General features: G+C 67.0%; 24 protein-coding genes. 17 read left to right on the forward strand and 7 right to left on the reverse strand.

Annotated features, from left to right (window positions below):
- The first annotated feature begins 106 nt into the window (after window positions 1-106).
- Window positions 107-1,177 (forward strand): heat-inducible transcriptional repressor HrcA, encoded by a 1,071-nt coding sequence (gene hrcA / locus LHP98_RS07655; RefSeq protein ID WP_227251922.1) that lies wholly within the window; start codon window positions 107-109, stop codon window positions 1,175-1,177.
- Between the two features lie 27 nt (window positions 1,178-1,204).
- A complete protein-coding gene (locus LHP98_RS07660) occupies window positions 1,205-1,741 on the forward strand; it encodes a nucleotide exchange factor GrpE (RefSeq protein WP_227251923.1) in 537 nt (178 codons plus the stop codon).
- A 67-nt stretch (window positions 1,742-1,808) separates the two neighbouring features.
- On the opposite strand, the gene mutS is transcribed toward LHP98_RS07660, so the two are convergent.
- Window positions 1,809-4,424, reverse strand: a complete 2,616-nt coding sequence (gene mutS / locus LHP98_RS07665) for a DNA mismatch repair protein MutS (protein ID WP_227251924.1) — start codon at window positions 4,422-4,424, stop codon at window positions 1,809-1,811.
- A gap of 124 nt (window positions 4,425-4,548) precedes the next feature.
- Between mutS and LHP98_RS07670 the strand changes: the two genes are divergently transcribed.
- The 3 genes from LHP98_RS07670 to LHP98_RS07680 all read left to right on the forward strand — a co-directional run bounded on the left by LHP98_RS07670 (window position 4,549) and on the right by LHP98_RS07680 (window position 8,593).
- Entirely contained in the window at window positions 4,549-6,807 is a 2,259-nt protein-coding gene (locus LHP98_RS07670) for an NADP-dependent malic enzyme (RefSeq protein WP_227251925.1), read from the forward strand.
- Window positions 6,808-6,956: 149 nt separating this feature from the next.
- Window positions 6,957-7,856 carry a D-amino acid aminotransferase gene (locus LHP98_RS07675; RefSeq protein ID WP_227251926.1) on the forward strand — a complete coding sequence of 300 codons (900 nt, stop codon included), beginning with the start codon at window positions 6,957-6,959 and terminating at the stop codon, window positions 7,854-7,856.
- A gap of 23 nt (window positions 7,857-7,879) precedes the next feature.
- The gene (locus LHP98_RS07680) at window positions 7,880-8,593 is read left to right on the forward strand and encodes an HAD family hydrolase (protein ID WP_227252085.1); all 714 of its coding nucleotides are present in this window, start codon (window positions 7,880-7,882) and stop codon (window positions 8,591-8,593) included.
- A gap of 3 nt (window positions 8,594-8,596) precedes the next feature.
- Here LHP98_RS07680 and LHP98_RS07685 read toward each other — a convergent pair whose 3' ends face one another.
- The gene (locus LHP98_RS07685) at window positions 8,597-9,829 is read right to left on the reverse strand and encodes an argininosuccinate synthase (RefSeq protein ID WP_227251927.1); all 1,233 of its coding nucleotides are present in this window, start codon (window positions 9,827-9,829) and stop codon (window positions 8,597-8,599) included.
- A 114-nt stretch (window positions 9,830-9,943) separates the two neighbouring features.
- Window positions 9,944-10,891 (reverse strand): hypothetical protein, encoded by a 948-nt coding sequence (locus tag LHP98_RS07690; RefSeq protein WP_227251928.1) that lies wholly within the window; start codon window positions 10,889-10,891, stop codon window positions 9,944-9,946.
- A 119-nt stretch (window positions 10,892-11,010) separates the two neighbouring features.
- On the opposite strand from LHP98_RS07690, the gene ilvA reads away from it, so the two are divergent.
- Window positions 11,011-12,258: a threonine ammonia-lyase IlvA gene (gene ilvA, locus LHP98_RS07695; RefSeq protein WP_227252086.1), complete on the forward strand. Its 1,248-nt coding sequence runs from the start codon at window positions 11,011-11,013 to the stop codon at window positions 12,256-12,258.
- Here the strand turns inward: ilvA and LHP98_RS07700 are convergent.
- Window positions 12,255-12,584 (reverse strand): Hpt domain-containing protein, encoded by a 330-nt coding sequence (locus tag LHP98_RS07700; RefSeq protein WP_227251929.1) that lies wholly within the window; start codon window positions 12,582-12,584, stop codon window positions 12,255-12,257. The two genes, ilvA and LHP98_RS07700, sit on opposite strands and share 4 nt — an antisense overlap.
- 167 nt (window positions 12,585-12,751) lie before the next feature.
- Between LHP98_RS07700 and LHP98_RS07705 the strand changes: the two genes are divergently transcribed.
- Entirely contained in the window at window positions 12,752-14,023 is a 1,272-nt protein-coding gene (locus LHP98_RS07705) for a PP2C family protein-serine/threonine phosphatase (protein WP_413687622.1), read from the forward strand.
- On the opposite strand, the gene LHP98_RS07710 is transcribed toward LHP98_RS07705, so the two are convergent.
- Window positions 14,020-14,457, reverse strand: coding sequence for an NUDIX domain-containing protein (locus tag LHP98_RS07710; protein WP_227251931.1), 438 nt, complete (start codon window positions 14,455-14,457; stop codon window positions 14,020-14,022). The two genes, LHP98_RS07705 and LHP98_RS07710, sit on opposite strands and share 4 nt — an antisense overlap.
- A gap of 79 nt (window positions 14,458-14,536) precedes the next feature.
- On the opposite strand from LHP98_RS07710, the gene LHP98_RS07715 reads away from it, so the two are divergent.
- From LHP98_RS07715 to LHP98_RS07750, 8 genes are all read left to right on the forward strand, one after another.
- On the forward strand, window positions 14,537-15,523 hold the full coding sequence (locus tag LHP98_RS07715; RefSeq protein ID WP_227251932.1) for an Hsp33 family molecular chaperone HslO: 987 nt from the start codon (window positions 14,537-14,539) through the stop codon (window positions 15,521-15,523).
- Complete coding sequence (locus LHP98_RS07720; protein WP_227251933.1) at window positions 15,513-16,094, forward strand: CoA pyrophosphatase; 582 nt, start codon at window positions 15,513-15,515, stop codon at window positions 16,092-16,094. The genes LHP98_RS07715 and LHP98_RS07720 overlap by 11 nt, the downstream gene beginning before the upstream one ends.
- Window positions 16,091-17,230, forward strand: a complete 1,140-nt coding sequence (locus LHP98_RS07725) for a CCA tRNA nucleotidyltransferase (RefSeq protein WP_227251934.1) — start codon at window positions 16,091-16,093, stop codon at window positions 17,228-17,230. Before LHP98_RS07720 ends, LHP98_RS07725 begins: the two co-directional genes overlap by 4 nt.
- Window positions 17,231-17,424: 194 nt before the next feature.
- Window positions 17,425-19,275, forward strand: coding sequence for an ABC transporter ATP-binding protein (locus LHP98_RS07730; RefSeq protein WP_227251935.1), 1,851 nt, complete (start codon window positions 17,425-17,427; stop codon window positions 19,273-19,275).
- Window positions 19,272-21,122, forward strand: coding sequence for an ABC transporter ATP-binding protein (locus LHP98_RS07735; RefSeq protein WP_227251936.1), 1,851 nt, complete (start codon window positions 19,272-19,274; stop codon window positions 21,120-21,122). The genes LHP98_RS07730 and LHP98_RS07735 overlap by 4 nt, the downstream gene beginning before the upstream one ends.
- Entirely contained in the window at window positions 21,119-22,336 is a 1,218-nt protein-coding gene (locus LHP98_RS07740) for a class I SAM-dependent RNA methyltransferase (protein ID WP_227251937.1), read from the forward strand. The genes LHP98_RS07735 and LHP98_RS07740 overlap by 4 nt, the downstream gene beginning before the upstream one ends.
- 92 nt (window positions 22,337-22,428) lie before the next feature.
- Window positions 22,429-22,920: a L,D-transpeptidase family protein gene (locus LHP98_RS07745; protein WP_227251938.1), complete on the forward strand. Its 492-nt coding sequence runs from the start codon at window positions 22,429-22,431 to the stop codon at window positions 22,918-22,920.
- A 112-nt stretch (window positions 22,921-23,032) separates the two neighbouring features.
- Window positions 23,033-23,806, forward strand: a complete 774-nt coding sequence (locus tag LHP98_RS07750) for a class I SAM-dependent methyltransferase (protein ID WP_227251939.1) — start codon at window positions 23,033-23,035, stop codon at window positions 23,804-23,806.
- A 16-nt stretch (window positions 23,807-23,822) separates the two neighbouring features.
- Here the strand turns inward: LHP98_RS07750 and LHP98_RS07755 are convergent, their stop codons facing one another.
- Window positions 23,823-24,338: a CAP domain-containing protein gene (locus LHP98_RS07755; RefSeq protein WP_227251940.1), complete on the reverse strand. Its 516-nt coding sequence runs from the start codon at window positions 24,336-24,338 to the stop codon at window positions 23,823-23,825.
- A gap of 176 nt (window positions 24,339-24,514) precedes the next feature.
- Here LHP98_RS07755 and LHP98_RS07760 point away from each other — a divergent pair, with 176 nt between their 5' ends.
- Together LHP98_RS07760 and LHP98_RS07765 are read left to right on the forward strand one after the other, a co-directional pair.
- Window positions 24,515-25,111, forward strand: a complete 597-nt coding sequence (locus LHP98_RS07760; protein ID WP_227251941.1) for a L,D-transpeptidase — start codon at window positions 24,515-24,517, stop codon at window positions 25,109-25,111.
- Window positions 25,112-25,255: 144 nt separating this feature from the next.
- Window positions 25,256-25,435: a hypothetical protein gene (locus LHP98_RS07765; protein WP_227251942.1), complete on the forward strand. Its 180-nt coding sequence runs from the start codon at window positions 25,256-25,258 to the stop codon at window positions 25,433-25,435.
- Window positions 25,436-25,513: 78 nt separating this feature from the next.
- Here the strand turns inward: LHP98_RS07765 and hemH are convergent, their stop codons facing one another.
- Window positions 25,514-26,629, reverse strand: coding sequence for a ferrochelatase (hemH, locus tag LHP98_RS07770; RefSeq protein ID WP_227251943.1), 1,116 nt, complete (start codon window positions 26,627-26,629; stop codon window positions 25,514-25,516).
- Window positions 26,630-26,649: the final 20 nt, after the last annotated feature.

Below are 26,649 nucleotides of genomic sequence, written 5' to 3' on the forward strand. Positions count from 1 at the left end.
TTTCGGGGTTTCGCGGCCTGATACGCCCCGCAGGCCCGCCGGTGCAAGCCCGATTGACGGCGGGCCGGCGACACCCTTTATTCCCAAGACCGCAGGCAGGGATGCAATGCAGACCGGACCGAATCTTCTGACCGAGATGACCGACCGCTCACGCGAGGTGTTCCGCCGCGTCGTCGAAGGCTATCTGACGACCGGAGAGCCGGTCGGTTCGCGCACCCTGACGCGGACGCTCAGCGAGCACATCTCGGCGGCAACCATCCGCAACGTGATGCAGGATCTTGAGTTTCTGGGGCTGCTGGACAGCCCGCATGTTTCGGCCGGCAGGGTGCCGACGCAGGCCGGGCTGCGGCTGTTCGTCGACGGGTTCCTTGAGATGGGCCGGGTGGCCGAGGCCGACCGCGAGCGGATCGACGCCACGCTGACACAGAACGACCAGGACGTGACGGCGCTTCTCGATCACGTCGGGTCGGCACTGTCGGCGCTGACGCGGGGGGCCAGCATCGTGCTGTCGCCCAAGCACGAATCGGCGCCGATCCGGCATATCGAGTTCGTCAGCCTGTCGGCCGACCGGGCCTTGGTGGTGTTGGTCTTTGCCGACGGGCAGGTGGAAAACCGCTTGTTCCACCCGCCGCCCGGGCAGACGCCCAGCTCGATGCGCGAGGCGGCGAATTTCCTGAACGCCATGGCCGAAGGCAAGACGCTTGAGGAACTCCGCCGCACCATGCGCGCCGAGATCGACCGCCACCGGCAAGAGATCGATTCGCTGGCGCGTGAGCTGGTGGAAAGCGGCCTCGCGGTCTGGGAAAACGCCGGGCAAAGCCAGGAGCGGCTGATGGTCCGCGGCCGGGCCAACCTGCTTGAGGCCGCAACCGAGGCCGATGTCGACCGCATCCGCAGCCTCTTCGACGATCTGGAACGCAAGCGCGACATCGCCGAATTCCTGGAACTGGCCGAAGAGGGCGACGGCGTGCGCATCTTCATCGGCTCGGAGAACAAACTCTTTTCACTTTCGGGTTCAAGTCTGGTGGTTTCTCCCTATATGAACGCCGAGCGAAAGATCATCGGCGCGGTCGGCGTCATCGGCCCCACGCGGCTGAACTACGGCCGGGTCGTGCCGATTGTGGATTACACGGCGCAGCTGGTGGGGCGGATGGTGTCCGACCGCGGGCGGGGCTGAGACCGAAAGAGACGAGGACAAGAACATATGGCGCAGGATGAGACCGCCGCCCCCGGGGCAGGCGAGGACGATCTGGAACTGAGCGACTTCGACGCGGAAGAGCGGCTGGCGGTGCTGAAGGCCGAGCGCGACGAATACCGCGACAAGTTCATGCGCGCCCTGGCCGAGGCCGAGAATTCCCGCAAGCGGGCCGAGCGTGATCGCCGCGAGGCCGAGCAATACGGCAGCACGCGGTTGGCGCGCGATCTGCTGCCGGTCTATGACAACCTTTCGCGGGCTCTGGCGGCGATTCCGGAGGAGTCCCGGGTTGCCTCTGCGGCCTTGATCGAGGGCGTCGAGCTGACGCTGCGAGAGTTGAGCAACGTGATGCAGAAGCACGGGGTGACGACGATCACCCCCGCGGTGGGCGACATGTTCGATCCGCAGATGCATCAGGCGATGTTCGAGGCGCCCTTGCCGGGCACCAAGGCCGGGCAGATCATCCAGGTGATGACCGAGGGCTTCATGCTGTATGACCGGCTGTTGCGGCCGGCGCAGGTGGGCGTTTCGTCCAACCCGGGCTGAGGGTGGATGCCCCGGGGGCTTTGCGCCCCCGGACCCCCGCAGGATATTTACAGACAGATGAAACGGCTCAGGTCAGGAGTGATTTGAGATCGTACAGCGCCTTGAGCGCCTGGATCGGGGTCATCTCGTCGGGGTGCAGCGCCTTGAGGCGGGATTCCACCTCTGACGTCTTTTGCGGCCTGGGCGGCGGGGCGGCGCGGAACAGCGGCAGGTCGTCGATCAGCGCGGATTGCTTGCCGCCCTCGCGGTCGCCCTTTTCCAGCGCCTCAAGCACCACCTTGGCGCGTTCTACCACGCTGTGCGGCAGGCCGGCCAGGCGGGCGACCTGCACGCCATAGCTGCGGTCGGCGGCTCCCTTGGTGACTTCGTGCAGGAAGATCACCTCGCCGTCCCATTCCTTGACCGTGACGGTGGCGTTCTCGACCCCGGCCAGCTTGCCCGCCAGCGCCGTCATCTCATGGTAATGGGTGGCGAAGAGGGCACGGCAGCGGTTGGTTTCGTGCAGGTGTTCCAGCGTGGCCCAGGCGATGGACAGGCCGTCATAGGTGGCGGTGCCGCGGCCGATCTCATCCAGGATCACCAGCGCGCGGTCGTCGGCCTGGTTCAGGATGGCGGCGGTTTCGACCATTTCCACCATGAAGGTGGACCTGCCGCGGGCCAGGTCGTCACTGGCGCCGACGCGGCTGAACAACTGGCTGACAAGGCCGATGTGGGCGGCCCGGGCGGGAACGAAGCTGCCGGCCTGGGCAAGAAGCGCGATCAGCGCGTTCTGCCGCAGGAAGGTGGATTTGCCGGCCATGTTCGGGCCGGTCAGCAGCCAGATCGCTGGTGTCGCGCCGTCTGTCAGGGCGCAGTCGTTGGCGATGAAGGGGTCTCCGGCGCGTTTCAACGCGCGTTCCACGACGGGGTGGCGGCCGCCTTCCACCCTGAAGGCGTGGCTGTCGTCGACCTGCGGTTCGCACCAGTCCTCGGCCGCGGCCAGTTCGGCCAGCGCGGCGGCAAGGTCGATCTCGGCCAGCGCGCGGGCGGCGGTGCCGATCGGTCCGGCGGCGGACAGAACGGCGGCCCGCAGGCCTTCGTAGTGACGCTTTTCGATCTCGATGGCGTGGTTGCCGGCGTTCAGGATGCGGGTTTCCAGCTCGCTCAGCGCCAGCGTGGTAAAGCGCACCTGCCCGGCGGTGGTCTGCCGGTGGATGAACAGGTCGGGGAAGGACCGGATGCGGTCTTCGTGGGTGGTGGTGACCTCGACGAAGTAGCCCAGCACGTTGTTGTGCTTGATCTTCAGGCTTTGCACCCCGGTTCGTTCGACATAATCGGCCTGCATCCGCCCGATCACGCCGCGGCCTTCGTCCCGCAAGCTGCGGGTTTCGTCCAGTTCGGCGTCGAAGCCCGGCGCGATATAGCCGCCGTCGCGGGTGAACAGCGGCGGCTCGGCCACCAGTGCCCGGTCCAGCAGGCCGGTCAGCATCTCGTGACCCAGCAGGGCGCTTGCGGCCTCGGCCAGCAGCGGCGGCGCGTCGGTCAGCAGGCCGGCCACGGCGCCCGCCTGTGACAGGCCGGCGCGGATGGCGGTCAGGTCGCGCGGACCGCCGCGATCCAGCGCCAGCCGCGACGCCGCGCGGTCCATGTCCGGCACCCGGCGCAAGGCATCGCGCAAGGCGTCGTGCAGGCGCGGGGATTCCAGCAGGCCCCGCACCGCCGCAAGCCGGGCGTGGATGGTCGGCAGGTCTCGGGACGGCGAGGACAGTCGGCGTTCCAGCAGCCGCGCGCCGGCGGCGGTGACGGTGCGATCCACCGCCGCCAGAAGTGATCCCTCGCGGCCACCGCCCAGCGCCGCCGTCAGCTCCAGATTCCGCCGGGTGGCGGCGTCGATCTGCATTGCGCCGCCGGGGGGTTCCTTGACCGGCGGGTGCAACAGCGGCATCCGCCCGCGCTGGGTCAGGTCAAGATAGTCGGCCAGCGCGCCCATCGCCGACATCTCGGCCCGGGTGAAGCTGCCAAATCCCTCAAGCGAAGTGGTGCCGAACAGGGCGCACAGCCGATGCTCGGCCCCCGCACTGTCGAAACTGGCGCGCGCCAGCGGCGTCAGCGCGGCACCGCTGTCCTGCACCACCGGCGCAAGTTCGCGGTCGCGGGTGTCGCTGACCAGCACTTCGCGCGGGGCCAGCCGGGCCAGTTCGGGCGCCAGCCGGGCCAGCGGGCAGGGCATCACCCGCAGCTCTCCGGTCGAGATGTCGGCCCAGGCCAGCGCCGCCTCGTCGCGCACTTCGGCCCAGGCGACCAGATGGTTGGGGCGGCGGGCGTCCAGCAGGCTGTCCTCGGTCAGCGTGCCGGGGGTGACCAGCCGCACCACATCGCGCCGCACCACCGATTTCGCCCCGCGCTTCTTCGCCTCGGCCGGGTCTTCCATTTGTTCGGCAATGGCAACGCGGAATCCCTTGCGGATCAGCGTCAGCAGGTAGCCCTCGGCCGCATGGACCGGCACACCGCACATCGGGATCGGCTCACCCTGGTGAAAGCCGCGCTTGGTCAGCGCGATGTCCAGCGCCTCGGCTGCCGCCGCCGCGTCGTCGAAGAACATCTCGTAGAAATCGCCCATCCGGTAGAACAGCAGGGCGCCGGGGTTCTGCGCCTTGATCTGCAGATACTGCGCCATCATCGGCGTCGTGGCGTCTTCGGTCATGCGTTCCCCCGGCCCTGGCCGACCCTACAAAAGCGCGCTTCCAGCGAAAAGGCTTGTTTAGCACCTTTTCAGGCCGCACCGCCGGGTCTATGACCGCCGGGCTTCATGACAGGATGGCCCCCTGATGACGACCCGAAACAAGACCACGCCGGAAGAGGCGCTGAACTACCATTTTGAACCCTATCCGGGTAAATATGACGTTGTCGCCTCGAAGCCGATGGCGACGCAGCGCGATCTTTCGCTGGCCTATTCGCCCGGGGTGGCCGTGCCGGTGCAGGCCATCGCCGACAATCCCGAGACGGCCTATGACTACACGGTCAAGGGCAACATGGTGGCGGTGATCTCGAACGGCACCGCGATCCTGGGGATGGGGAACCTGGGCGCGCTGGCGTCGAAGCCGGTGATGGAAGGCAAGGCGGTGCTGTTCAAGCGCTTTGCCGACGTCAACGCCATCGACATCGAGCTGGCGACCGAGGACCCCGACGAGATCATCAAGGCCGTCCAGTTGATGAGCTGCACCTTCGGCGGCATCAACCTTGAAGACATCAAGGCCCCGGAATGCTTCATCATCGAAAGCCGGCTCAAGGAAATCTGCGACATTCCGGTGTTTCACGATGACCAGCACGGCACCGCGGTGATCTGTGCCGCCGGCCTGATCAACGCGCTGGAGATCTCGGGCAAGCTGATCCAGGACGTCCGCATCGTCCTGAACGGGGCCGGTGCGGCGGGCATCGCCTGCCTTGAACTGCTCAAGACCATGGGCGCGCGCAATGAAAACTGCATCATGTGCGACACCAAGGGCGTCATCTACCAGGGCCGCACCGAGGGCATGAACCAGTGGAAATCGGCCCACGCGGTGAAGACCGACCTGCGCACTCTGGATGAGGCGATGGTCGGCGCCGACGTCTTCCTGGGCGTCAGCGCCAAGGGTGCCGTCACACCCGCGATGGTCGCCAGCATGGCGCCGAACCCGGTGATCTTCGCCATGGCGAACCCCGATCCCGAGATCACCCCCGAAGAGGCCCAGGCCGTTCGCTCTGACGCCATCGTGGCGACGGGCCGCAGCGATTACCCCAACCAGGTGAACAACGTCCTGGGCTTTCCCTATCTCTTCCGCGGCGCGCTGGACATCCACGCCCGCGCCATCAACGACGAGATGAAGATCGCCTGCGCCAAGGCGCTGGCAAAGCTGGCGCGCGAAGACGTGCCGGACGAGGTCGCCATGGCCTATGGCCGCAAGCTGACCTTCGGGCGCGACTACATCATTCCCACGCCCTTCGACCCCCGGCTGATCCACACCATCCCGCCGGCGGTGGCCAGGGCCGGCATGGATACCGGCGTCGCCCGCCGCCCGATCATCGACATGAAGGCCTACGAGGCCGGCCTCAAGGCCCGGATGGACCCGACGGCCAGCATCCTGCAAGGCATCCACGCCCGCGCCCGCCAGGCCCAGGCCCGGATGATCTTTGCCGAAGGCGACGATCCCCGCGTGTTGCGTGCCGCCGTCGCCTGGCAGCGCAGCGGCCTTGGCAAGGCGCTGGTCGTAGGCCGCGACCACGACGTCCGCGAAAAGCTGGAATCCGTCGGCCTGTCGGATGCCGTCAAGGAACTTGAGGTGGTCAACGCCGGCAACACCCGGCACCTCGACGCCTACAAGGACTTTCTCTACAGCCGCCTGCAACGTCAGGGCCAGGACCGCGAGGATATCCACCGTCTGGCCGCCCGCGACCGGCATGTCTTCGCCTCGCTGATGCTGGCGCATGGGCATGGCGACGCGCTGGTGACCGGGGCCACCCGCAAGTCGGCGCATGTGCTGAGCCTGATCAACACGGTCTTCGACGCATCGGCTGCCGATGGGGCCGTGGGGGTGACGGCGCTCTTGCACAAGGGTCGCATCCTGCTGATCGCCGATACCCTGGTGCATGAATGGCCCGAGGAAGAGGACCTGGCCACGATCGCCATTCGGGCTGCCGGTGTGGCCCGCAACCTGGGGCTTGAGCCGCGGGTTGCCTTCGTGAGCTTCTCGACCTTCGGCTATCCGATGTCCGAACGCGCGCTGAAGATGCACCGCGCCCCGCTGGCGCTGGACAAGCGAAACGTCGATTTCGAATACGATGGCGAAATGACCGTCGATGTGGCGCTGAACATGCAGCGGATGGCGGCCTATCCGTTCTGCCGCCTGACCGGACCGGCGAACATCCTGGTTGTCCCGGCGCGGCACTCCGCCTCGATCTCGGTCAAGCTGATGCAGGAAATGGCCGGGGCCACGGTCATCGGTCCCATCCTGACCGGCGTGAAGAAGCCGATCCAGATCTGCTCGACCGGGGCCACCGCAAACGACATCCTGAACATGGCGGTCATGGCGGCCTGCAAGGTGGGGTGAGGCCCGGCCCCGGCCCAAGCCGGGGAGAAAACGCTCCGGTGGAGCGTTTACAGGGCCGAACGGGCGCGAACTCCTTCGCGCCCCGGGAGGGGGGTTTCCCTTTGGCATCGCGCGCCCTAGCCTTGCGGCAAACCCGCAAGGAGCGCGCGATGACCGACCACGTCTCAGCCCATCAGGCCGAGGAAGACGCCCGCAACGACCGGATTCTGATCTGGGTCGACGGCGTGCTTCGCCCCAAGGCGCAAGCCGTCGTCTCGGTCTACGATTCCGGCTTCATGCTGGGCGATGGCGTGTGGGAAGGCATCCGTCTGTACAACGGCCGCTGGGCCTTCATCGAGGAACACATCGACCGCCTGTTCGAGGCCGCGAAGGCGATTGACCTGGACATTGGCCGCAGCCGGGAAGACGTAGTTTCCGCCGTGTTAGAGACACAAATGGCGAATGGCATGGTGACGGATGCGCATTGCCGGCTGATGGTGACGCGGGGGGTCAAGACTCGGCCGTTCCAGCACCCGCGCCTGTCGCAGCAGGGGCCGACCATGGTCATCATCATGGAGCATTCGCGCCCGAAGCTGCCCCGCCCGATCACGCTGGCCACCGTGCCGCACCTGCGCGGCCTGCCGATGACCCAGGACCCCAAGCTGAACAGCCACTCCAAGCTGAACTGCATCCTGGCCTGCATCGCGGCGCAGAAGGCGGGGGCGGATGAGGCGCTGATGCTGGACGTGCATGGCTTCGTGAACACGACCAACGCCTGCAACTTCTTCATCGTGCGCAAGGGCGAGGTCTGGACCAGCACCGGCGACTACTGCATGAACGGGATCACCCGGGCCAAGGTGCTGGACCTGTGCCGCGCGAACGGCATCGTGGCCCGCGAACGCAACTTTTCTCTGGTCGATGCCTACGGCGCGGATGAGGCCTTTCTGACCGGCACCTTCGGCGCGCAAACCCCGGTGGGGGCGATCGACGGGCGCGTCATCGGGACCGGGCAGATGGGGCCGGTGACCGAACGCCTGCGCGGCCTGTACAGGCAGATGGTGGGCGCATGACCCCCGATCCCAAACGCATTGCCATGTGGTCCGGGCCGCGGAACCTGTCGACGGCACTGATGTATGCCTTCGCGGCGCGGGGCGACTGTGCTGTCTGGGATGAGCCGTTCTACGCCGCCTACCTTGCCGCCACCGGCCTGGCCCACCCCATGGCCGACCAGGTGATCGCGGCCGGCGAGGCGGACCCGGCCCGGGTTGCCGCGGCCTGTCTGGGGCCGATTCGGCAGGAACAGAGCCTGTTTTACCAAAAGCACATGACCCTGCACATGATCCCGTCCTTCGGCCGGGGCTTCCTTGCGGGCCTGACCAACGTGTTTCTCATCCGTCATCCGGCGCGGGTGGTGGCAAGCTATTCAAGGAAAAGGGAAAATCCCACGTTGCAGGATATCGGCTTTGTCCAGCAGGCGGAACTGTTCGATCAGGTCGCCCAGATGACAGGGCAGGCGCCCCCGGTGATCGACAGCGCGTCGATCCGCGCCAACCCACTGGAATCGCTGCGAATCCTTTGTGGTCGCCTGGGCATTCCCTTTACCGACCGGATGCTGTCCTGGCCCGCCGGCCCCAAGCCCTATGACGGCATCTGGGCGCCGCACTGGTATGGCGCCGTGCATGCCTCGACCGGGTTCGAAGACCCCGAAGGCGGGCTGCCGGACCTTGCGGCCGAGCACGCCAGACTGGCCGAGGCGGCGCTGCCCTACTATGAGACGTTGGCCCGCCACGGGTTGGGAAGGGCCTGACGTCTAAGCCTTTTTCGCCACGCGGGCGTTGCGGGTGGCGATCAGTTTCAGGCGCAGCGCGTTCAGGCGGATGAAGCCCTCGGCGTCCTTCTGGTCATAGGCGCCGGCGTCTTCCTCGAAGGTCACATGCTTTTCGCTGTAAAGCGAATGCTCGGACCAGCGGGCCACGGTCCGGGCGCTGCCCTTGTAGAGCTTCACGCGGACGGTGCCAGTGACGTGTTCCTGGGTCTTGTCGATCAGGGCCTGCAGCGCCTCACGCTCGGGGCTGAACCAGAAGCCGTTGTAGATCAGCTCCGCATAGCGCGGCATGATCGAATCCTTCAGGTGGCCTGCGCCGCTGTCCAGCGTGATCTGCTCGATGCCGCGGTGCGCCTCAAGCAGGATGGTGCCGCCGGGGGTTTCATACAGCCCGCGCGACTTCATGCCGACAAAGCGGTTTTCCACCAGGTCCAGCAGGCCCACGCCATGCTTGCCGCCGATGTCATTCAGCCGGGCCAGGATGGTGGCGGGCGACAGGCGTTCGCCGTTGATCGCCACGGCATCGCCCTTCTCGAAGGTGATTTCCACCATTTCGGCCGTGTCGGGCGCGCGTTCGACCGGCGTCACGCGCTGGTAGACGAACTCGGGCGCCTCTTCGGCGGGGTTCTCCAGCACCTTGCCCTCGGACGAGGTGTGCAAGAGGTTCGCGTCGACGCTGAACGGCGCCTCGCCGCGCTTGTCCTTGGCGATCGGGATCTGGTTCGCTTCGGCGAATTCCAGCAGCCGGGTGCGGCTGGTCAGATCCCACAGCCGCCACGGCGCGATGACGCGGATGGCCGGGTCCAGCGCGGCGGTGGACAGTTCGAACCGGACCTGGTCATTGCCCTTGCCGGTGGCGCCATGGGCCACGGCATCGGCGCCGGTTTCGTGCGCGATGCGGACAAGGTGCTGCGAAATCAGCGGGCGGGCGATCGAGGTGCCCAGCAGGTACAGCCCCTCATACAGCGCATTGGCGCGGAACATCGGGAAGACGAAGTCGCGGACGAATTCCTCGCGCACGTCGACGATGTGGATGTTTTCCGGCCGGATGCCCATCAGCAGGGCCTTCTGCCGCGCCGGTTCAAGCTCTTCGCCCTGGCCCAGGTCGGCGGTGAAGGTCACCACCTCGCAGCCGTATTCGGTCTGCAACCACTTGAGGATGATCGAGGTATCGAGCCCGCCCGAATAGGCGAGGACCACTTTCTTCGGCTTCTGCATCTGAGCCTCTTGCGCATGCGTTCGGCGCCAGCCTCTAGCGGGCTTTGTCCCATGCGGCAAGAGGAGGGGCGGCCGGCGCCCGCCCGCAGACGGCGCCGGCCGGACGGGAAGGGATCAGCCCTGATGGGCGGCGTCTTCCAGAATGACCTCTTCGAGGGACTCCTCCGCCGAAGTGGTCTCTTCGACGGCGGCCTCTTCGGCCTTCATCTCGTCCAGGGTGGCGGTGACCTGGTCGGCGTAGGTGTCGATCCGTTCGCGGGCAAGGGACAGCAGGTCTTCCGGGTTGCCGTCCTTGTTCCAGGCTTCGACGAAGGCGTCTTCGGCCGCGGTCACGCCGGCCGCGGCTTCGGCCGCCGCCGCTTCGGCCGCCGCGATCTCTTCCTCGGTCGGGGGGGATGTGGCCAGGCCGGTGCCGTCTTCGGTCAGGCCGCCGGCATCGGCGACCAGCTGGTCAATGGCGGCCTGGTCTTCCGGCGCAACTTCGCCGGTCTCCTTGGCCGCCAGGTAGGAGTCAAGCGAATCATATCCCGCGGTGGAAAGACCATCGGCCAGAGCGGCATGGGCATCCACGGCGGCCTGAAGGTCGGCCGCGGCGGTCAGCGAATCGGTGGCCAGGGCATCGGCAACGGCAAGGCCGGCCATCAGGCCGACGGGGCCGTTCGACATTCGGCCGTTGCGGATATGCGCAAGGATGGCGTTCGGGCTGGCATGCAGCGCGCCGTTCATCTTGCCCAGGTCGCTGGCGGTCATCACCTCTTCGGTGACGACGGCCTTGGCGGGCTTGGCGGCAGGCGGATTGGCCCGGGTTTTCTGGACCTTGGCCTTTGCGGCCTTGGTCTTGCCGCCGGTGGCCTTCGCGCCCGACTTGCCCTTGTCGGAGTGGCCGGCCTTGTCGGACTTGCCGCCGCCGTTGCCGCCACCATTCCCGCCGCCGTTGCCGCCGCCATTGCCGTTTCCGGCGTAGGCGGCCGCGCCATCAGACCCGTCGAACAACGGCAGGACCGGCGTGACGGCAAGACAGGACAGGGCGAGGAACGCAATCAGTCGCTTGGGGCTTGCCATTTCATCCTCCGTGAACGCAATTCAGGCGAAACCGTACCCGCAGGAGGCCGGCGAGGGCTGGTCAGAAATGCGGCAGAAACAAGGTAGACCGGCAGCAGCCGCCCCAGATGGACCGAATGATGCACAGTTTCGAAGCAGGCGCGCGCCAGACCACCGAGGCCCTTCGCAGCCTGTTTCCCGAAACGCCCCTGCAGCGGAACGAGCATCTTTCGGCACGCTATGGCGCCGACATCTGGCTCAAGCGGGAAGACCTGACGCCGGTGCGCAGCTACAAGCTGCGCGGGGCGTTCAACGCCATGCGCAAGGTGCGGGCGAAGGCGCCGGACCAGCGCGAGTTCGTCTGTGCCAGTGCGGGGAACCATGCGCAGGGCGTGGCCTTCGCCTGCCGGCATTTTGGCGTGCACGGCACGATCTTCATGCCGGTGACGACGCCGCAGCAGAAGATCGACAAAACCCGCATCTTCGGCGGCGACAACATCACCATCGAGCTGACGGGCGACTACTTCGACCAGACCCTGGCCGCCGCACAGGCCTGGTGTCGCGACCGCCACGCGCATTTCCTGGCGCCGTTCGACGACCCCGACGTGATCGAGGGCCAGGCCAGCGTGGCGGTGGAAATCATCGACCAGCTGGGCCGGGCGCCGGATGTGGTGGTGCTGCCGGTGGGTGGGGGCGGGCTGGCCTCGGGGGTGACGGGGTATCTGCGCGAGGTGGCGCCGGAGACCCGGTTCCAGTTTGTCGAGCCGAAGGGCGGAGCCAGTCTGGCCGCGGCGCTGGAGCATGGCGGGCCGGTCAAGCTGCCGAAGGTGAACAGCTTTGTCGACGGCGCGGCGGTGGCGAAGCTGGGCGAGCTGACCTGGCGGCGGCTGGACTGGATTCGGCCGGAACAGGTGCATCTTGCGCCCGAGGACCGGATCTGCACCACCATGCTGGAAATGCTCAACGTCGAAGGCATCGTGCTGGAACCGGCCGGCGCGCTGGCGGTCGACGTCCTGCCCGAGATCGCGCCGCTGATCCGCGGCAAGACGGTGGTCTGCGTCACCTCGGGGGGCAACTTCGACTTCGAGCGCCTGCCCGAGGTGAAGGAACGCGCCCAGCGCTACGCCGGGGTGAAGAAGTATTTCATCCTGCGGATGCCGCAGCGGCCGGGGGCGCTGCGCGAGTTCCTGTCGATGCTGGGCCCGGAAGACGACATCGCGCGGTTCGAATACCTGAAGAAGTCGGCCCGCAACTTCGGCTCGGTCCTGATCGGGATCGAGACGAAAAGGGCCGAGAACTTTGCGCATTTCACCGGCCGGATGGACGCGGCCGAGTTCAGCTACCGAGACATCACCGATGACGAAGCGCTGACCGAGTTCCTGATCTAGGCGGCGCTGCCGCGGGCCAGGGCCCCCAGGAAAGATCGTTTCGACGCCTCGTACAGGCTGGCGACGCGGGCCAGATCGACGCTGGCATTGTCGCCGGCGGCGGCCCGCTTTTCGCCGTCCTGACACAGGCCCGCCAGATCGGAAAGCCCAAGATTCAGCGCGCTGCCCTTGAGGAAATGCAGGTCGGATTCCAGGTTGGTCGACTGCCCAGAGGCCAGGCGGCCGATCACTTCGTCAGCCTCGTCCAGGAAGATGACCACCACCTCAGCCAGGTCGTCCTCGCCGATCTCATCGCGCAATTCGTTCAGTCTGTCCCAGTCGATCATCGCACCCTCCGGCCCCTCGGACCTTCGTTCACACCCGGGGGGGATGGTTCCATTGCCGGATTAACAAGCGGTAAGTCGGCCCGACCCGGACACCGGCAATTTTACGCTTCACCCGGGCTTAACCCGCGGCGGACAATCCTGCCGGCCAAAGCAGCATTGGAATGCGAATGTCGCAAGGTTCGAAACCCGTGAAGCAAGACCACCTGTCGGGGGAAACGGTGGGCGCCCCGGCGCGCGTCCTTGTCGTGGATGACAGCCGGGCGCAGCGTCAGCTCCTGGCGATGTATCTGCGCCGCTGGGGCTATGAAGTGTTCGAATCCGCCTCGGCCGAAGAAGCGCTGGCGCTGTGTTCGGCCATGCGGATTGAGGTGGTGATCAGCGACTGGATGATGACGGGCATGACCGGCGTCGAATTCTGCAAGCGATTCCGGGCGCTTCCAAGAGAGGGATATGGGTATTTCATCCTGCTGACGTCAAAATCCGAAAAATCCGAGATTGCCGACGGGCTGGAAGCCGGGGCTGACGATTTCGTGCCCAAACCAGTCAGCAGCGAAGAGTTGCGCGCCCGCCTTCGTGCCGGGATGCGCATCATCTCGATGCAGGCGGAGCTGGTGGAAAAGAACCGGGTGGTCGCCCAGACGCTGGAGGAATTGCAGCGCCTGTATGATTCGCTTGACCGCGACCTGGTCGAGGCGCGCAAGCTGCAGCAGACCCTGGTGCGCGACCGGTTCCGCGATTTCGGGCGGGCGACCGTCAGCCTGATGATCCGTTCATCGGGGCATGTCGGCGGCGATCTGGTCGGCTGCTTCCAACTGGATGACCGCCGGATCGCCGCCTATTCGGTTGATGTCTCAGGCCACGGCGTCGCCTCGGCGATGATGACGGCACGACTGGCGGGGTATCTGTCAGGCTCGTCGCCGGAACAGAACCTGGCGTTTCAGGCGATGCCGGATGGCGGCCGGATGGTGCGCCCGCCGGCGCGGCTGATGATGGAGTTCAACCGGATGATGCTGGAGGAGCTGCAGGTCGAGCAGTACTTCACCATGGCCTATGCCGAAGTGGACCTGCTCAGCGGCGATGTGCGGCTGGCGCAGGCGGGTCACCCGCATCCGGTGGTGCTGCGGTCCGACGGGCGGCTGGAGCGGGTCGGCAGCGGCGGGATGCCGGTGGGGCTGATCCCGGACGCCGTCTATGATGACACCCATTTCACCCTGCATCGCGGTGACCGGCTGTTCCTGATGTCGGACGGCATCACCGAATGCCCGGGCGAGGGTGGCTTCGAACTGGGCGAGGACGGTCTGAAGCGGATGCTGGTGCGGCTGGCCGATCTGGACAGTCCGGCCCTGCTTGAAGCGCTGGTCTGGGACCTGGCCCGCCATGCCGGCACCGACCGGCTGCCCGATGACGTCTCGGGCCTGATCCTGGATTTCCGCAGCTAGGCCAGCAGAGCGGCAACCATCGCCCGGTCGCCCTTGGTCGAAAGCAGCGCAGGCGCCTCGCGCAGGGACATCCAGACGGCGGTGTGCCCGGCCTCGAGCGGCGGGCCGCGGCGCAACACGGGATGGGCCAGGTAGATGGTGCAGAGCTTCTCGGCCCAGAGATCGTATTCCGGCATGTAGGTGAACCGGCGATAGGCGCCGAGGCGGCGGTTCAGCCGGATTGACCAGCCGGTTTCCTCGAACACCTCGCGGTGCAGGGCGGCGATCGGGTTTTCGCCCTTGTCGATGCCGCCGCCCGGCAGCTGGAACTCGGGGATCGGCTCGGCCTGGTGAGTGGCGAGGATGTGGTCGCCGTCCTGCAGGATGGCATAGACCCCCGGTCGCCGCTTGTAGAATTGCCCCGCACGGACGGGTTCGCCATAGCGTCGGATCATGGGGGCCTCTTGGTGCGGGCGTTCTGTGGTTCTATATAGCCACGGATTGCCAGACATGGCGGCGCAAGGAAACCCCCCGATGACGCTTGGTGTGAAACTCGCCTGGGACGATACCGTCCTGCCCTTCCAGCTTGACGTCTCCGGCATCCGCGGCCGGGTGGCGCGGCTGGATGGCGTGCTGGACCAGGTGCTGAAGCAGCACGCCTACCCGCCGGTGATCGGGGCGCTTGTGGCCGAGACCGCGCTGCTGACGGCGTTGATCGGGCAGACGATCAAGCTGCGCTGGAAGCTGTCGATCCAGGTCCGCGGCAAGGGTGCGGCGCGGCTGATCGCGACCGACTACTACGGCCCGCAGGAACCGGGCGAACCGGCGCGGATCCGCGCCTATGCCAGTTTCGATGCCGACAGGCTGGACCCGGAGGCGCCGGGCTTTGGCCAGATCGGCGAGGGGTATTTCGCGGTGATGCTGGATCAAGGCCAGGGGACGTTGCCCTACCAGGGCTTCACCCCCATTGTCGGAGGCAGCCTTTCTGCCTGTGCAGAGACGTATTTTGCCCAGTCCGAGCAGATTCCCACCCGCTTCGCCCTGACCTATGGGCAAAGCGTGGAGCCCGGTCGCCCGGTGCATTGGCGGGCCGGCGGGGTGATGCTGCAGCACATGCCGCAGACCGGGGGCGTGGCGGCCGAAGGCGGCTCGGCCGAGGGGGGGCTGTTGACCCACGCCGACATCCTGTCGGGGGTGGCGTCCGACGACTGGACGCGGGCGAACCTGCTGCTGGATACCGTCGAGGAAATCGAGCTGATCGGCCCATCGGTCACGCCGTCGGACCTGCTGGTGCGGCTGTTCCATGAAGAAGGGCCGCGGGTGTTCGAGGCGCAGCCGGTGCGGTTCGGCTGTTCCTGCTCTGCAGACAAGGTGCGCAACACCATGTCGATCTACAGCCAGAAGGACATCGGCAAGATGACGGCCGAGAATGGCATGGTCACCGCCGACTGCCAGTTCTGCGGCGCGCATTACGAGCTGGACCCCACGACCCTGGGCTTTGAGGGCACGCATGGAGGTTGAGGCCCGCCTGCGCCGTGCGCTGTTGCGCCCGGCAGGCGAATCGTCGGACTTCGACCTGAATCCCGCAATCCATCTGCCCCCGGGCCGCAAGCTGCGCCCGGCAGCGGTGCTGGTGGCGGTGCAGGGCGACGGGGTGATCCTGACCAAGCGGTCGTCGCACCTGAAGCATCACCCCGGCCAGATTGCCTTTCCCGGCGGCAAGGTGGACGAAGGCGACGCCTCGGCCGAGGCCGCCGCCCTGCGCGAGGCGCAGGAGGAAGTGGGCCTGCCGCCCGAGGCGGTGGAGATCCTGGGCCGGCTGCCCGCGCACGAAACGGTGACGGGGTTCACGGTGACGCCGATCCTGGCGCTGGTGCGACAGCCGTTCCTGCCGGTACCCGAGGCGGGCGAGGTGGACGAGGTCTTTGTGGCCCCGCTGGCCCATCTCTTGGACCGCAGCCAATATGTCATTGAAAGCCGGCTCTGGCAGAGTCAGAGACGGCGTTACTATGCGGTGCCCTGGGGGCCGTATTACATCTGGGGCGCCACTGCGCGGATTCTGCGCGGGCTGGCGGAGCGGGTGGTTGAATGAAGGTCTCGGGGGCCTGGCTTTCGCGGGCGGGAACGCAGGCGCTGCTGGCGGCGCTGGAGGCGGCGGGGCATCAGGCGCTGTTCGTGGGAGGTTGCGTGCGCAATGCCCTGCTGGGGGTGCCGGTCGGGGATGTGGACATCGCCACCGATGCCGCGCCCGGAATCGTCTCGAACATTGCGGAAAGCGCGGGTTTCCGGGTGGTGCCGACGGGCATCGAGCACGGCACGGTGACAGTGATCGCCGAGGGCGTGCCGCATGAGGTAACGACCTTCCGGCGCGACGTGGAGACCTTCGGCCGCCATGCAACCGTGGCCTTTTCCGACCGGATCGAGGAAGACGCTGCACGACGCGACTTCACCATGAATGCGCTGTATGCCGACCGGCTTGGCGCGGTTCTGGACCCGCTGGGGGGGCTTGCGGACCTCGGGCCGCGCCGCGTGCGCTTCGTGGGCGACGCCGAGACCCGGATTCGGGAAGACTATCTCCGCATCCTGCGGTTCTTTCGCTTTCATGCCCAGTATGGCGATCCGGCCGAGGGGCTGGACGCGGAGGGGCTGGCGGCCTGTGCAGCGCATTCTGCAGGCATAGAGACGCTTTCCCGGGAACGCATCGGCGCCGAGATGCGCAAGCTGCTGGGCGCGCGGGATCCCGCGCCCTCGGTCGCGGCAATGGCCGCGGCCGGGGTACTGGCGCGTGTTCTGCCGGGGGCCGACCCGCGGGCGCTGGCGCCGCTGGTGCATCTGGAAGGCGGGGAAGCCCCGCGCTGGCTGCGGCGGCTGGCGGTTCTGGGGGGCGAGGACGCGCCCGACCGTCTGCGCCTGTCAAAGGCCGAGGCGCGCGACCTGGGGGCCTTGCGGGCGGCCTTGGGTGCAACGGACTTGCCGGCGGCCCTGGGCTGGAGGCTGGGGCCGGACCTGGCGGCCGATGCGGTGCTGGCGCGGGCGGCAAGCCTGGAGATGCCGCCAGCCGATGGGTGGCAGGCCGAGGTGGCGCGGGGGGCTGGGGCGAAGTTCCCGGTCAAGGCGGCAGACCTGGCGCCGCTGGCGGGCGAAGCCCTGGGCGCGCGCCTGAAAGAGGTGCAGGCGCAATGGCTTGCGGGGGGCCTGCGGGACGGGAAGGACGCGCTGCTGAGATAAGCTGCCAAGCCGGTGCAGGTTTCGGCGTGACAGGCGGGGCGTTCTGCGCTAAGAAACGCGCCTGCAACCACGGAGAACGCGACATGGAGAACGGGCTTATCCGACACCTGATCTGACAGGTTCGATCCCCGTTCGGGCGGCCTGTCTTGCGCCGCCGACCCTTTCCATGTTCGATGCTTTCCTGGAGCTTTCCGATGTTCGCCTTCTTTGAAAACCTCGTGGACCCCTACGGTCCCTACGAGCAGACCGACACCCCGCCGCGCAAGCTGTGGCCCTTTCTGAAGGGTTACGTCCGGCCGTTCCGCAAGGTCTTTGCCGCGACGGCGGTGCTTTCGGTGGTGGCGGCTTTCGCCGATGTCGCGCTGCTGTGGTATCTGGGTCGGCTGATCGACCTGATGGCGGCCACCGGGCCGCAGCAGTTCGTCTCCGCGCACGGGGTTGAGGTGGCGATGGTGGCGCTGGCCGTTCTGGTGCTGCGGCCGCTGATCCTGGTGGGCAACGTGGCGCTCTTGCACAACACGATCCTGCCGAACTTCGGCACGATGATCCGCTGGCGCGCGCACCGCCATGTGATCCGCCAGCCGGTGGGCTGGTTCGAAAGCGATTTCGCTGGCCGGATCGCCAACCGGATCATGCAGACGCCCCCGGCGGCGGGCGACGCGGTGTTCCAGACCTTCGACGCGATGGCCTTTGCCAGCGTGACGGTGGTCGGCGCCGGGATCATGCTGGCGCAGGCGGACCCGCGCCTGCTGCTGCCGCTGGTGGTGTGGTTCGTGCTTTACATGGCGCTGGTGCGCTGGACGGTGCGGCGGGCGGGGCCGGCATCGAAGGCCAGTTCCGATGCGCGCTCGGCGGTGACGGGGCGGGTGGTGGATGCCTATACCAACATCCACTCGGTCAAGCTGTTCGCCCACCACGGCCGCGAGCTGGACTATGCCCGCGAGGCGATCGAGCACGCGCGCAGCACCTTTGCCCGCGAGATGCGGATCGTCACCAAGATGGATCTGGCGCTGACCATGCTGAACGGGATGCTGATCGTCTGGATCACCGCCTGGGCGGTCTGGCTCTGGGTGCAGGGCTCGGCCACGGCCGGAACCGTGGCGGCGGCGACGGCGCTGGTCTTGCGGCTGAACAACATGACCTACTGGATCATGTGGGCGTTCACGTCTCTGGTGCAGGCGCTGGGCGTGGTGCAGGAGGGGATGGAGACCATTGCCCAGCCGGTGACGCTGGTCGATGCGCCCGGCGCGAAGGCGCTGGACTTCCGCAAGGGGCTGATCGAGATCCAGGGCGTCAGCCATCACTATGGCCGCGGCTCGGGCGGGTTGCAGGACGTGGCGCTGACCATCCGGCCGGGCGAGAAGATCGGCCTTGTCGGGCGGTCGGGTGCCGGCAAGTCGACGCTGGTGAAGCTGATGCTGCGGTTCTACGACTGCGAGGCCGGGCGCATCCTGATCGACGGGCAGGACATCGCGCAGGTGACGCAAGACAGCCTGCGGCGGCAGATCGGGATGGTGCAGCAGGACAGCTCGCTGATGCACCGCTCGGTGCGGGACAACATCCTGTATGGCCGCCCCGATGCGGGCGACGAGGCGATGATCGCGGCGGCACGGCAGGCCGAGGCGCATGAGTTCATCCTGACGCTGGAAGACCCCGAGGGCCGCAAGGGATACGACGCGCATGTCGGCGAGCGGGGGGTCAAGCTGTCGGGCGGGCAACGGCAGCGGGTGGCGCTGGCGCGGGTGATCCTGAAGGACGCGCCGATCCTGATCCTGGACGAGGCGACCAGCGCCTTGGACAGCGAGGCCGAGGCGGCGATCCAGGCGGCGCTGTACGGGGTGATGAAGGGCAAGACGGTGATCGCCATCGCGCACCGGCTGTCGACCATCTCGGCGATGGACCGGATCGTGGTTCTGGACGGCGGGCATGTGGCCGAAGAAGGCTCTCACGCGGCGCTTTTGGCCCGCAATGGGCTGTATGCCCGGTTCTGGGCGCGCCAGTCGGGCGGGTTCCTGGGCGAAGATGCCGAGGAGGCGGCCGAGTGAAACTGCTGGCCCGACTTGGCGACACGATCGACGCCTTCCGCCTTGCGGATGGCCCGCCGCCGCAACAACTGGGCGCGTTCCTTCGCTGGGGCCTGCGGGGCAGCTGGCCGATGCTGTGGGTGGCGGGCATCCTGTCATCGCTGGCGGGCGTGACCGAGGTGATCAGCGCGCTGATCCTGGGCTGGGTGGTTGATGCGGCGGTGACGTCGGACCCGGCCACCTTCCTGCCGGACCACGGCGGGCTGATCCTGGCCTTCCTGCTGTTCTACCTGGTCTTGCGGCCGCTGGCCTTCGGGGTGTCTTCGGCGTCGAACAGCATTGTCATCGGGCCGAACGTGCTGCCGCTGGTGCTGAGCCGGCTGCACCGCTGGACGCTCGGCCAGGATGTGACCTTCTTCGACAACGATTTCGCCGGCCGCATCGCGCAAAAGCAGATGCAGGCGGCGCGGGCGGTGACCGATGTCGCGACCGAGGTCATCAACACGGTCTGCTTCGCGCTGGCCTCGGTCATCGGCTCGGCGGTGTTCCTGCTGGCGGTGGACGCGCGGGTGGCGCTGGCGCTGACGGTCTGGCTGGCGGTCTACATCGCGCTGATCCGGTATTTCCTGCCGCGGGTGCGGGTGAATTCGGCCGCAAGGGCCTCGGCCCGGGCGATGGTCTCGGGGCAGGTGGTGGACACGATCACCAACATCAAGACGGTGAAGCTGTTCGCCCATGCCTCGTTCGAGGACCGGGTGGCGCTGAGGGCGATGGAAGAGTTCCGCGCGGCCTCGCTGGAGTTCGGGGTGATTTCCACCTGGTTCCGGCTGGCGCTGATGACGGTGGCCGGGGTGCTGCCGGTGCTGCTGATCGGCGGCACGGTGCTCTTGTGGCAAAGCGGCGGGGCGACGGCGGGGGACATCGCGGCGGCCGGGGCCATCGCGCTGCGGATCGCGCAGATGTCGGGCTGGGTCAGCTTCACGCTGATGGGAATCTACACAAGCGTAGGCGAGGTCGAGGACGGGATGCGCACGCTGTCGGCGCCCTATGGGCTGGCCGATGCGCCCGATGCGCGGGAGCTGCCGCCGGTGCGGGGCGAGATCGGCTTTGACGGGGTCAGTTTCGCCTATGGCCGGCAGCGCGGCGGGGTGCAGGGAATTTCCCTGCACATCAAGGCGGGCGAGAAGATCGGCATCGTGGGCGCCAGCGGGGCGGGGAAATCGACGCTGGTGGCGCTGCTGTTGCGTCTCTATGACGCCGAGGAGGGGCGGGTGACGGTGGATGGCCACGACGTGCGCGGCGTGACGCAGGAATCGCTGCGCCGGCAGATCGGGATGGTCACGCAGGACACCGCGATGTTTAACCGCAGCGCGCGCGACAACATCGCCTATGGCCGGCCCGATGCCGGGCAGGACGAGATCGTGGCCGCGGCACAGGCGGCCGAGGCGGATGGCTTCGTGGCCGATCTGGCCGATTTCAAGGGCCGCACCGGGTATGACGCCTATCTGGGCGAGCGGGGCGTCAAGCTGTCGGGCGGTCAGCGGCAGCGGATCGCGCTGGCGCGGGCGTTCCTGAAGGACGCGCCGATCCTGGTGCTGGACGAGGCAACAAGTGCGCTGGACAGCGAGGTGGAGGCCAGCATTCAGGACGCGCTGGACCGGGTGATGCAGGGCAAGACGGTGCTGGCGATCGCGCACCGGCTGTCCACCATCGCGGCGATGGACCGGATCGTGGTGCTGGACCAGGGCCGGATCGTGGAAGAGGGGCGGCACGCGGCGTTGCTGGCGAAGGGCGGGCTTTATGCGCGCTACTGGCAGCGGCAATCAGGCGGGTTCCTGGGCACCGATGAGGCGGAGGCGGCCGAGTGAGGATTGTCGTCGAGCGGCTGGGCCATCTGGGCGATGGCGTGGCGGCGGGGCCGGTCTATGCCGAAGGGCTGCTTCCGGGCGAGGAGGCCGAGGGCACGCTGGTCGGCGACCGGCTGCAAGGCGTTCGGATCGTCACGCCCAGCCCGGATCGGGTGCGGCCGCCCTGCGCCCATGCGCGAACCTGCGGCGGTTGCCAGTTGCAGCATGTGGCCGACGGGTTCCTGGCGGACTGGAAGCAAGGCGTGGTGGTGCAGGCGCTGGCGCAACAGGGGCTGGCGGCGCCGGTGCGTGGGCGGGTCGAGACCTCTCCGCCCGCGACACGGCGGCGGGCGACATTGTCGGGGCGGCGGACCAAGGGCGGCGTGCTGCTGGGCTTCCATGCCAAGGCCAGCGACATGGTCGTGCCGGTGCCGCAATGCCGGCTGCTGCACCCCGACCTGATGGCGGGGCTGCCGGCGTTTGAGGCGGTGGTTGCGCTGGGCGGCTCTCGCACTGGCGAAGTGCAGCTGACGGTGACGCGCAGCCTGACCGGGCTGGACGTGGCGGTGACCGGTGGAAAACCCGCGGATTCGGCTCTGTATATGGACCTGGCGCGGCTGGCCGAGCGGTTCGGCCTGGCCCGGCTGACCTGGGACGACGAGACGGTGGCCCTGCGGGCGGAACCGCAGGTGCAGGTGGGGCCGGCACGGGTGGCGCTGCCGCCGGGCGCCTTCCTGCAGGCGACCGAGGCCGGCGAGGCGGCGCTGGTGGCGGCGGTGACGGATGCGGTCGGGCCGGCGCGGCGGGTGGCCGACCTGTTCTGCGGGCTGGGGACGTTTGCCCTGCCTTTGGCCGCCACGGCCGAGGTGCGGGCGGTGGAAGGCGACGCGGCCCTGACGGCGGCGCTGGACCGGGCGGCGCGGACCACGGCGGGCCTGAGGAAATTGACCGTTGAAACCCGCGACCTGTTCCGCCGGCCGCTGGAGCCGGATGAGCTGAAGGGCCTGGACGCGGTCGTGATCGACCCGCCCCGCGCCGGGGCCGAGGCGCAGGCGGAACGGCTGGCGAAAAGCGCGGTGCCAGTGATCGCCATGGTGTCGTGCAACCCGGCCAGCTTTGCCCGCGACGCCCGCACGCTTGCGGATGGCGGCTATCGGCTGGACTGGGTGCAGGTGGTGGACCAGTTCCGCTGGTCGGTGCATGTGGAGTTGGCCGCCCGGTTTTCCCGCAAATAACGCATCCGTGAGTCGGCACTGGGGTGCGGTGGCTGGCGGGGCTGGCGCTTTTCGGCTATCACCGACGGAAAAAGAAACGTCGGAAGCGGGACATGCGGGCGCTCAGGGTCATTCTGGTTCTTCTGGTGGTGGTCGGGCTGGCGGGATGCAGCTCGAAGTTCAAGCGCTATTACGGGCCGGAAGTGACCTCGGTGCAGGTCCACAAGACCGAGCGCAAGATGTACCTGCTGCACAACGACAAGGTGCTGAAAAGCTACGATGTCGGCCTGGGCTTCGCGCCCGAGGGGCACAAGCAGTTCGAGGGCGATGGCAAGACGCCGGAAGGCACCTACACCATCAGCCACAAGAACCCGGGGTCCGATTTCCACCTGTCGTTGCGGGTGAGCTACCCGAATGACATTGACCGCGCCTATGCCAGCAGCATGGGCAAGGAGCCCGGCGGCGACATCTTCATCCACGGTGGCCCCAGACAGAGGGTCTCGCAGCGCGACTGGACGGCGGGTTGCATCGCCGTGACCGACCGGCAGATCGAGGTGATCTATTCGATGATCAAGCCTGGCACCCCGATCCACATCCTGCCTTGACGGCGTGGGATGCCGCGCAGCGGGGCAAAGTCTCTTGCAGTTGCCGGGAAATCCAAGTCCTCTCGGCCGGCCGATCAGGTTTGGTCAGATCGCAACGAAGTGGGAGCCAGCGATGGACAACGCGGTAGCCGCCCGGCCGGGCTTTCGGCGCAACACCGGCCAGAGATACGGCGACTTTCTGGACGGGCTGCACCAGACGCATGCCTTCGACTGGTACATGGAGGTCGGTTGCCGCAGCGGCCGCACCTTCGCCCCGGTGCGCGGCAAGACCATTGCCGTGGACCCTTTCTTCAAGGTCGAGACCGATGTGATCGGCACCAAGCCGAGATTGCTGGTGTTTCAGGAAACCAGCGATGCTTTCTTCGAGTCCGGCTTCCTGAAGGCGGCCAAGATCAAGCTGTCCTATTCGTTCCTGGACGGGCTGCACCTGTTCGAGTTCCTGCTGCGCGATTTCCTGAATACCGAGGCCAACAGCGACCCCGATGGCGTGATCGCGCTGCATGACTGCCTGCCGTTCAACGAGCGGATGCTGACCCGAGATCTGAAGAACCTGCCGCGCGGTCCCTGGACAGGAGACGTGTGGAAGATGATCCCGATCCTGCGGCAGTACCGGCCCGACCTGAAGATCACCGCGCTGTCGTGCCGGCCGACCGGACTGATCCTGATTTCCGGGCTTGACCCCAAGAGCACGGTCCTGAAGCGCAACTACGAGAAGATCGTGGCGGAATGGACCGAAGTCGATCTTGTCAGCTTTGGACTTGATCGCTTCTACGCCGGGTTCGAGCCGACCGACCCCGAGGGTTTCGCCGCCGAAGGATACCCGCTGTTCCAGAAAGTTGCGGTTGCGCCGGAAACGCTGGTCACGCCGGTGCGCGTCTCGAAATAGGCGATTTGGGCCGGTCTCAGCCGCCGGTCAGCATTGTCCACCAGATCTTGCCGCTTGGCTCTTGATACCAGGCGAAGCCAAGGTCGCGGGCCGACGGGTCCATGATGACAGTGCGGGTGTCGCCTTGCGCCATCCAGGCCGAAAGGGTTTCCAGCTCGGTCTGGTAGGTCTCTGAGATCAGCTCGCCCAGGAGGCGACCGCCGTAACCGACGCGCTGCACCCGCACCAGCGGCGACGACCCGTCCGAGCCGAAGTGCCAGGGCCGGTTCTGCACCGACATGTCGCGCGAATGCGTCTCGGCAGCGGCATTCAGCTGGGCGTTGAAGGCCACCGGCTGCAGGCCCTTGGCGGCGCGCAGCGTGTTCATGCCGTCAAGGAAACGGAACGGGATGTCCTGCGCCACGTCGGGCGTGATGCGATAGACGCGGGGCAGGGGCTTGCCGTCAGCGCCAAGCGGCACGTCGTTTGAGCCGGAGACGCAACCGGCCACCAGGAGTGCAGGAGCCAGCAGGACGATGGCGCGTCTGTTCATGGGTCTCACCAGGATGATTTGGCCCCGCGGGGCGGCTTGCGCCTTCCCTTTAGCGAAAGCCGGTGTGACAGGCAAACCCAAGTCTGCGTGAACCTGCCTGCTGACGGGCGTTTGATTTGCGGCTTCCCGCCGGAGCGGATAGGTTGCCGTCAAATCCGACGACCGAGGAGCTTCCGATGACAGCCGAAAGGCTTCCACGCCGTGCATTCCTGGGGGCCGCAGCCGCCCTTGGGGCCGGCCTGCTGACCGTTCCGGCGCGTGCCCAGGACGGCACGACCGAGTTCACCCCGCCTGCCTCCAGCACCATCAGGAACAACGTCTCGAGTTTCCGGATGCTGCAATGGCAAGAGTATTTCGACAGCACCCGCAACGGTGCGATCCTGATCGACATCACCTCGCGGGCGCTGCATTTCTGGTCGGAAGACCAGTCGATCTACCGGCTTTACCCGACTTCGGTGCCGCTGTCGGAAGACCTGACCCGCCGCGGCCGCACCGAGGTGGTGCAGAAGGTGGTGAACCCGCCGTGGCGACCGACCCCGGCGATGAAAGAGCGCAATCCCGATTGGCCGGATCAGGTTCTGGGCGGCGCGCCGGACAATCCCCTGGGCACCCGCGCGATGTACCTGAGCTGGACCTACTACCGAATCCACGGCACCCACGACACCCGCAAGATCGGTCGCAAATCGTCGAACGGCTGCATCGGATTGTACAACGAGCATGTCGAAGAGCTGTTCGAGATGGCGCAAATCGGCACGCAGGTGTTGCTTATTTGACAAACTGAACGCCGGCAAGGACGCGGGCGCGCAACCCCGATTGCAAATTCCCGAAGTGCCTGCTTAGACGGGCCTACGAGGAAAAACTTGGGTGCATGCCGTCGCCTCTGCAATTCCGACGGCGTGCCGTAACTGGAGGCTAACATGAAGAAACTCGCGCTCGCTGCCGCGCTTTCGGTCGCTGCCACCACGTCCTTTGCGGGCGGTATGGCCGAGCCGGTGATGGAACCGGAAGTCGTCAAGGCTGAGACCTCGTCGTCGGCCGGCGGCATCATTGTTCCGCTGCTGCTGCTCGTGCTGCTCGCGGCTGTCGTTTCGAACTGATTTCGGCCTGGCCGAAGAAAAGGCGGCAGCTCGGCTGCCGCCTTTTTTCATTGTGTCGTCTTGTGCCGCGCGGGGGGCTCAGCGCCGAACCCAGCCGGACAGGTTTTCCTCGATCACCGCCGACAGCGCCGCGATATGGGCCTCGTCATCGTTGAGACAGGGGATGTAGGTGAATTCCTCGCCGCCCGCGTGTTCGAAGCTTTCGCGAATCTCGCCGTTGATCTCTTCCAGCGTCTCGATGCAGTCGGCGGAAAACGCCGGAGCGATGACGGCGATGTGCTTCTTGCCTTGGCGGGCAAGCGCCGCGACATGGTCAACGGTATAGGGCTGCAGCCATTCCTCGGGACCGAACACCGACTGGAAGGTGGTGTTGATCGCCTCGGACCCCCAGCCAAGCCGCTCGCGCAGCAGGCGCGTGGTCCTGGCGCATTGGCAGTGGTAGGGATCGCCCTCCATCAGATAGCGCTTGGGCATGCCGTGGTAACTGGCCACCAGCACGTCGGGCTTGCGTGCCAGCGCCGCATAGGCCCGCTTCACCGATGCAGCGAGAGCTTCGATGTAAAGCGGGTGGTCGTAGTATTCCGGCACGATCCGCACCGCGGGCTGGCGCTTTTCCTTCATCAGGGCGCGGAAGAACTGATCGTTCGCGGTGGCCGAGGTGGCGCCGGCGTAATGCGGGTAAAGCGGAAAGAACACGATCTTCTCGCAACCCGCCTCGACCAGTTCCCGCACTTTCGATTCGGTCGAAGGATTGCCGTAGCGCATGCAGAAATCGACCATGACGCCATCGCCGTGCCGGGCTGCCAGGGTCTTGGCGATCCGGGCGGTCTGTGCCTTGGTGATGGTCATCAGCGGGCTTTCGTTCAGCTCGTGGTTCCAGATTTCCTGGTAGTTGCGCCCCGAGGAGAACGGCCGCTTCGACAGGATCACCAGTTGCAGCAGCGGCTGCCATTTCCAGCTGTCGTAGTCGATCACGCGCTTGTCCGAGAGGAACTCGTTCAGATAGCGGCGCATCGACCAGTAGCCGTAGCCGTCGGGGGTGCCGAGGTTTGCCAGCAGCACGCCGACCTTGGGCCGGCGCACCAAAGGGTGGTCGGCCGGGGCGTGGGCCAGCCGGCCCTGGCCGGGCCGCACGAAGCCATCGTCGGTCGCCCTGGTGGACGCGGCGCCTCTTGCTTCGTTCGAATCCGGCATCCTGTGGCTTTCAGCTTCAG

It is taken from the genome of Rhodobacter sp. Har01, from assembly GCF_020564565.1.
In the GTDB taxonomy this organism is placed as follows: domain Bacteria; phylum Pseudomonadota; class Alphaproteobacteria; order Rhodobacterales; family Rhodobacteraceae; genus Pseudogemmobacter.

Bases quoted from the DNA above. Each gene is read 5' to 3' on its own strand.
- hrcA (WP_227251922.1), top strand. From the start codon at position 107: ATGCAGACCGGACCGAATCTTCTGACCGAGATGACCGACCGCTCACGC.
- LHP98_RS07660 (WP_227251923.1), top strand. From the start codon at position 1,205: ATGGCGCAGGATGAGACCGCCGCCCCCGGGGCAGGCGAGGACGATCTG.
- mutS (WP_227251924.1), bottom strand. From the start codon at position 4,424: ATGACCGAAGACGCCACGACGCCGATGATGGCGCAGTATCTGCAGATC.
- LHP98_RS07670 (WP_227251925.1), top strand. From the start codon at position 4,549: ATGACGACCCGAAACAAGACCACGCCGGAAGAGGCGCTGAACTACCAT.
- LHP98_RS07675 (WP_227251926.1), top strand. From the start codon at position 6,957: ATGACCGACCACGTCTCAGCCCATCAGGCCGAGGAAGACGCCCGCAAC.
- LHP98_RS07680 (WP_227252085.1), top strand. From the start codon at position 7,880: ATGTGGTCCGGGCCGCGGAACCTGTCGACGGCACTGATGTATGCCTTC.
- LHP98_RS07685 (WP_227251927.1), bottom strand. From the start codon at position 9,829: ATGCAGAAGCCGAAGAAAGTGGTCCTCGCCTATTCGGGCGGGCTCGAT.
- LHP98_RS07690 (WP_227251928.1), bottom strand. From the start codon at position 10,891: ATGGCAAGCCCCAAGCGACTGATTGCGTTCCTCGCCCTGTCCTGTCTT.
- ilvA (WP_227252086.1), top strand. From the start codon at position 11,011: ATGCACAGTTTCGAAGCAGGCGCGCGCCAGACCACCGAGGCCCTTCGC.
- LHP98_RS07700 (WP_227251929.1), bottom strand. From the start codon at position 12,584: ATGATCGACTGGGACAGACTGAACGAATTGCGCGATGAGATCGGCGAG.
- LHP98_RS07705 (WP_413687622.1), top strand. From the start codon at position 12,752: ATGTCGCAAGGTTCGAAACCCGTGAAGCAAGACCACCTGTCGGGGGAA.
- LHP98_RS07710 (WP_227251931.1), bottom strand. From the start codon at position 14,457: ATGATCCGACGCTATGGCGAACCCGTCCGTGCGGGGCAATTCTACAAG.
- LHP98_RS07715 (WP_227251932.1), top strand. From the start codon at position 14,537: ATGACGCTTGGTGTGAAACTCGCCTGGGACGATACCGTCCTGCCCTTC.
- LHP98_RS07720 (WP_227251933.1), top strand. From the start codon at position 15,513: ATGGAGGTTGAGGCCCGCCTGCGCCGTGCGCTGTTGCGCCCGGCAGGC.
- LHP98_RS07725 (WP_227251934.1), top strand. From the start codon at position 16,091: ATGAAGGTCTCGGGGGCCTGGCTTTCGCGGGCGGGAACGCAGGCGCTG.
- LHP98_RS07730 (WP_227251935.1), top strand. From the start codon at position 17,425: ATGTTCGCCTTCTTTGAAAACCTCGTGGACCCCTACGGTCCCTACGAG.
- LHP98_RS07745 (WP_227251938.1), top strand. From the start codon at position 22,429: ATGCGGGCGCTCAGGGTCATTCTGGTTCTTCTGGTGGTGGTCGGGCTG.
- LHP98_RS07750 (WP_227251939.1), top strand. From the start codon at position 23,033: ATGGACAACGCGGTAGCCGCCCGGCCGGGCTTTCGGCGCAACACCGGC.
- LHP98_RS07755 (WP_227251940.1), bottom strand. From the start codon at position 24,338: ATGAACAGACGCGCCATCGTCCTGCTGGCTCCTGCACTCCTGGTGGCC.
- LHP98_RS07760 (WP_227251941.1), top strand. From the start codon at position 24,515: ATGACAGCCGAAAGGCTTCCACGCCGTGCATTCCTGGGGGCCGCAGCC.
- LHP98_RS07765 (WP_227251942.1), top strand. From the start codon at position 25,256: ATGAAGAAACTCGCGCTCGCTGCCGCGCTTTCGGTCGCTGCCACCACG.
- hemH (WP_227251943.1), bottom strand. From the start codon at position 26,629: ATGCCGGATTCGAACGAAGCAAGAGGCGCCGCGTCCACCAGGGCGACC.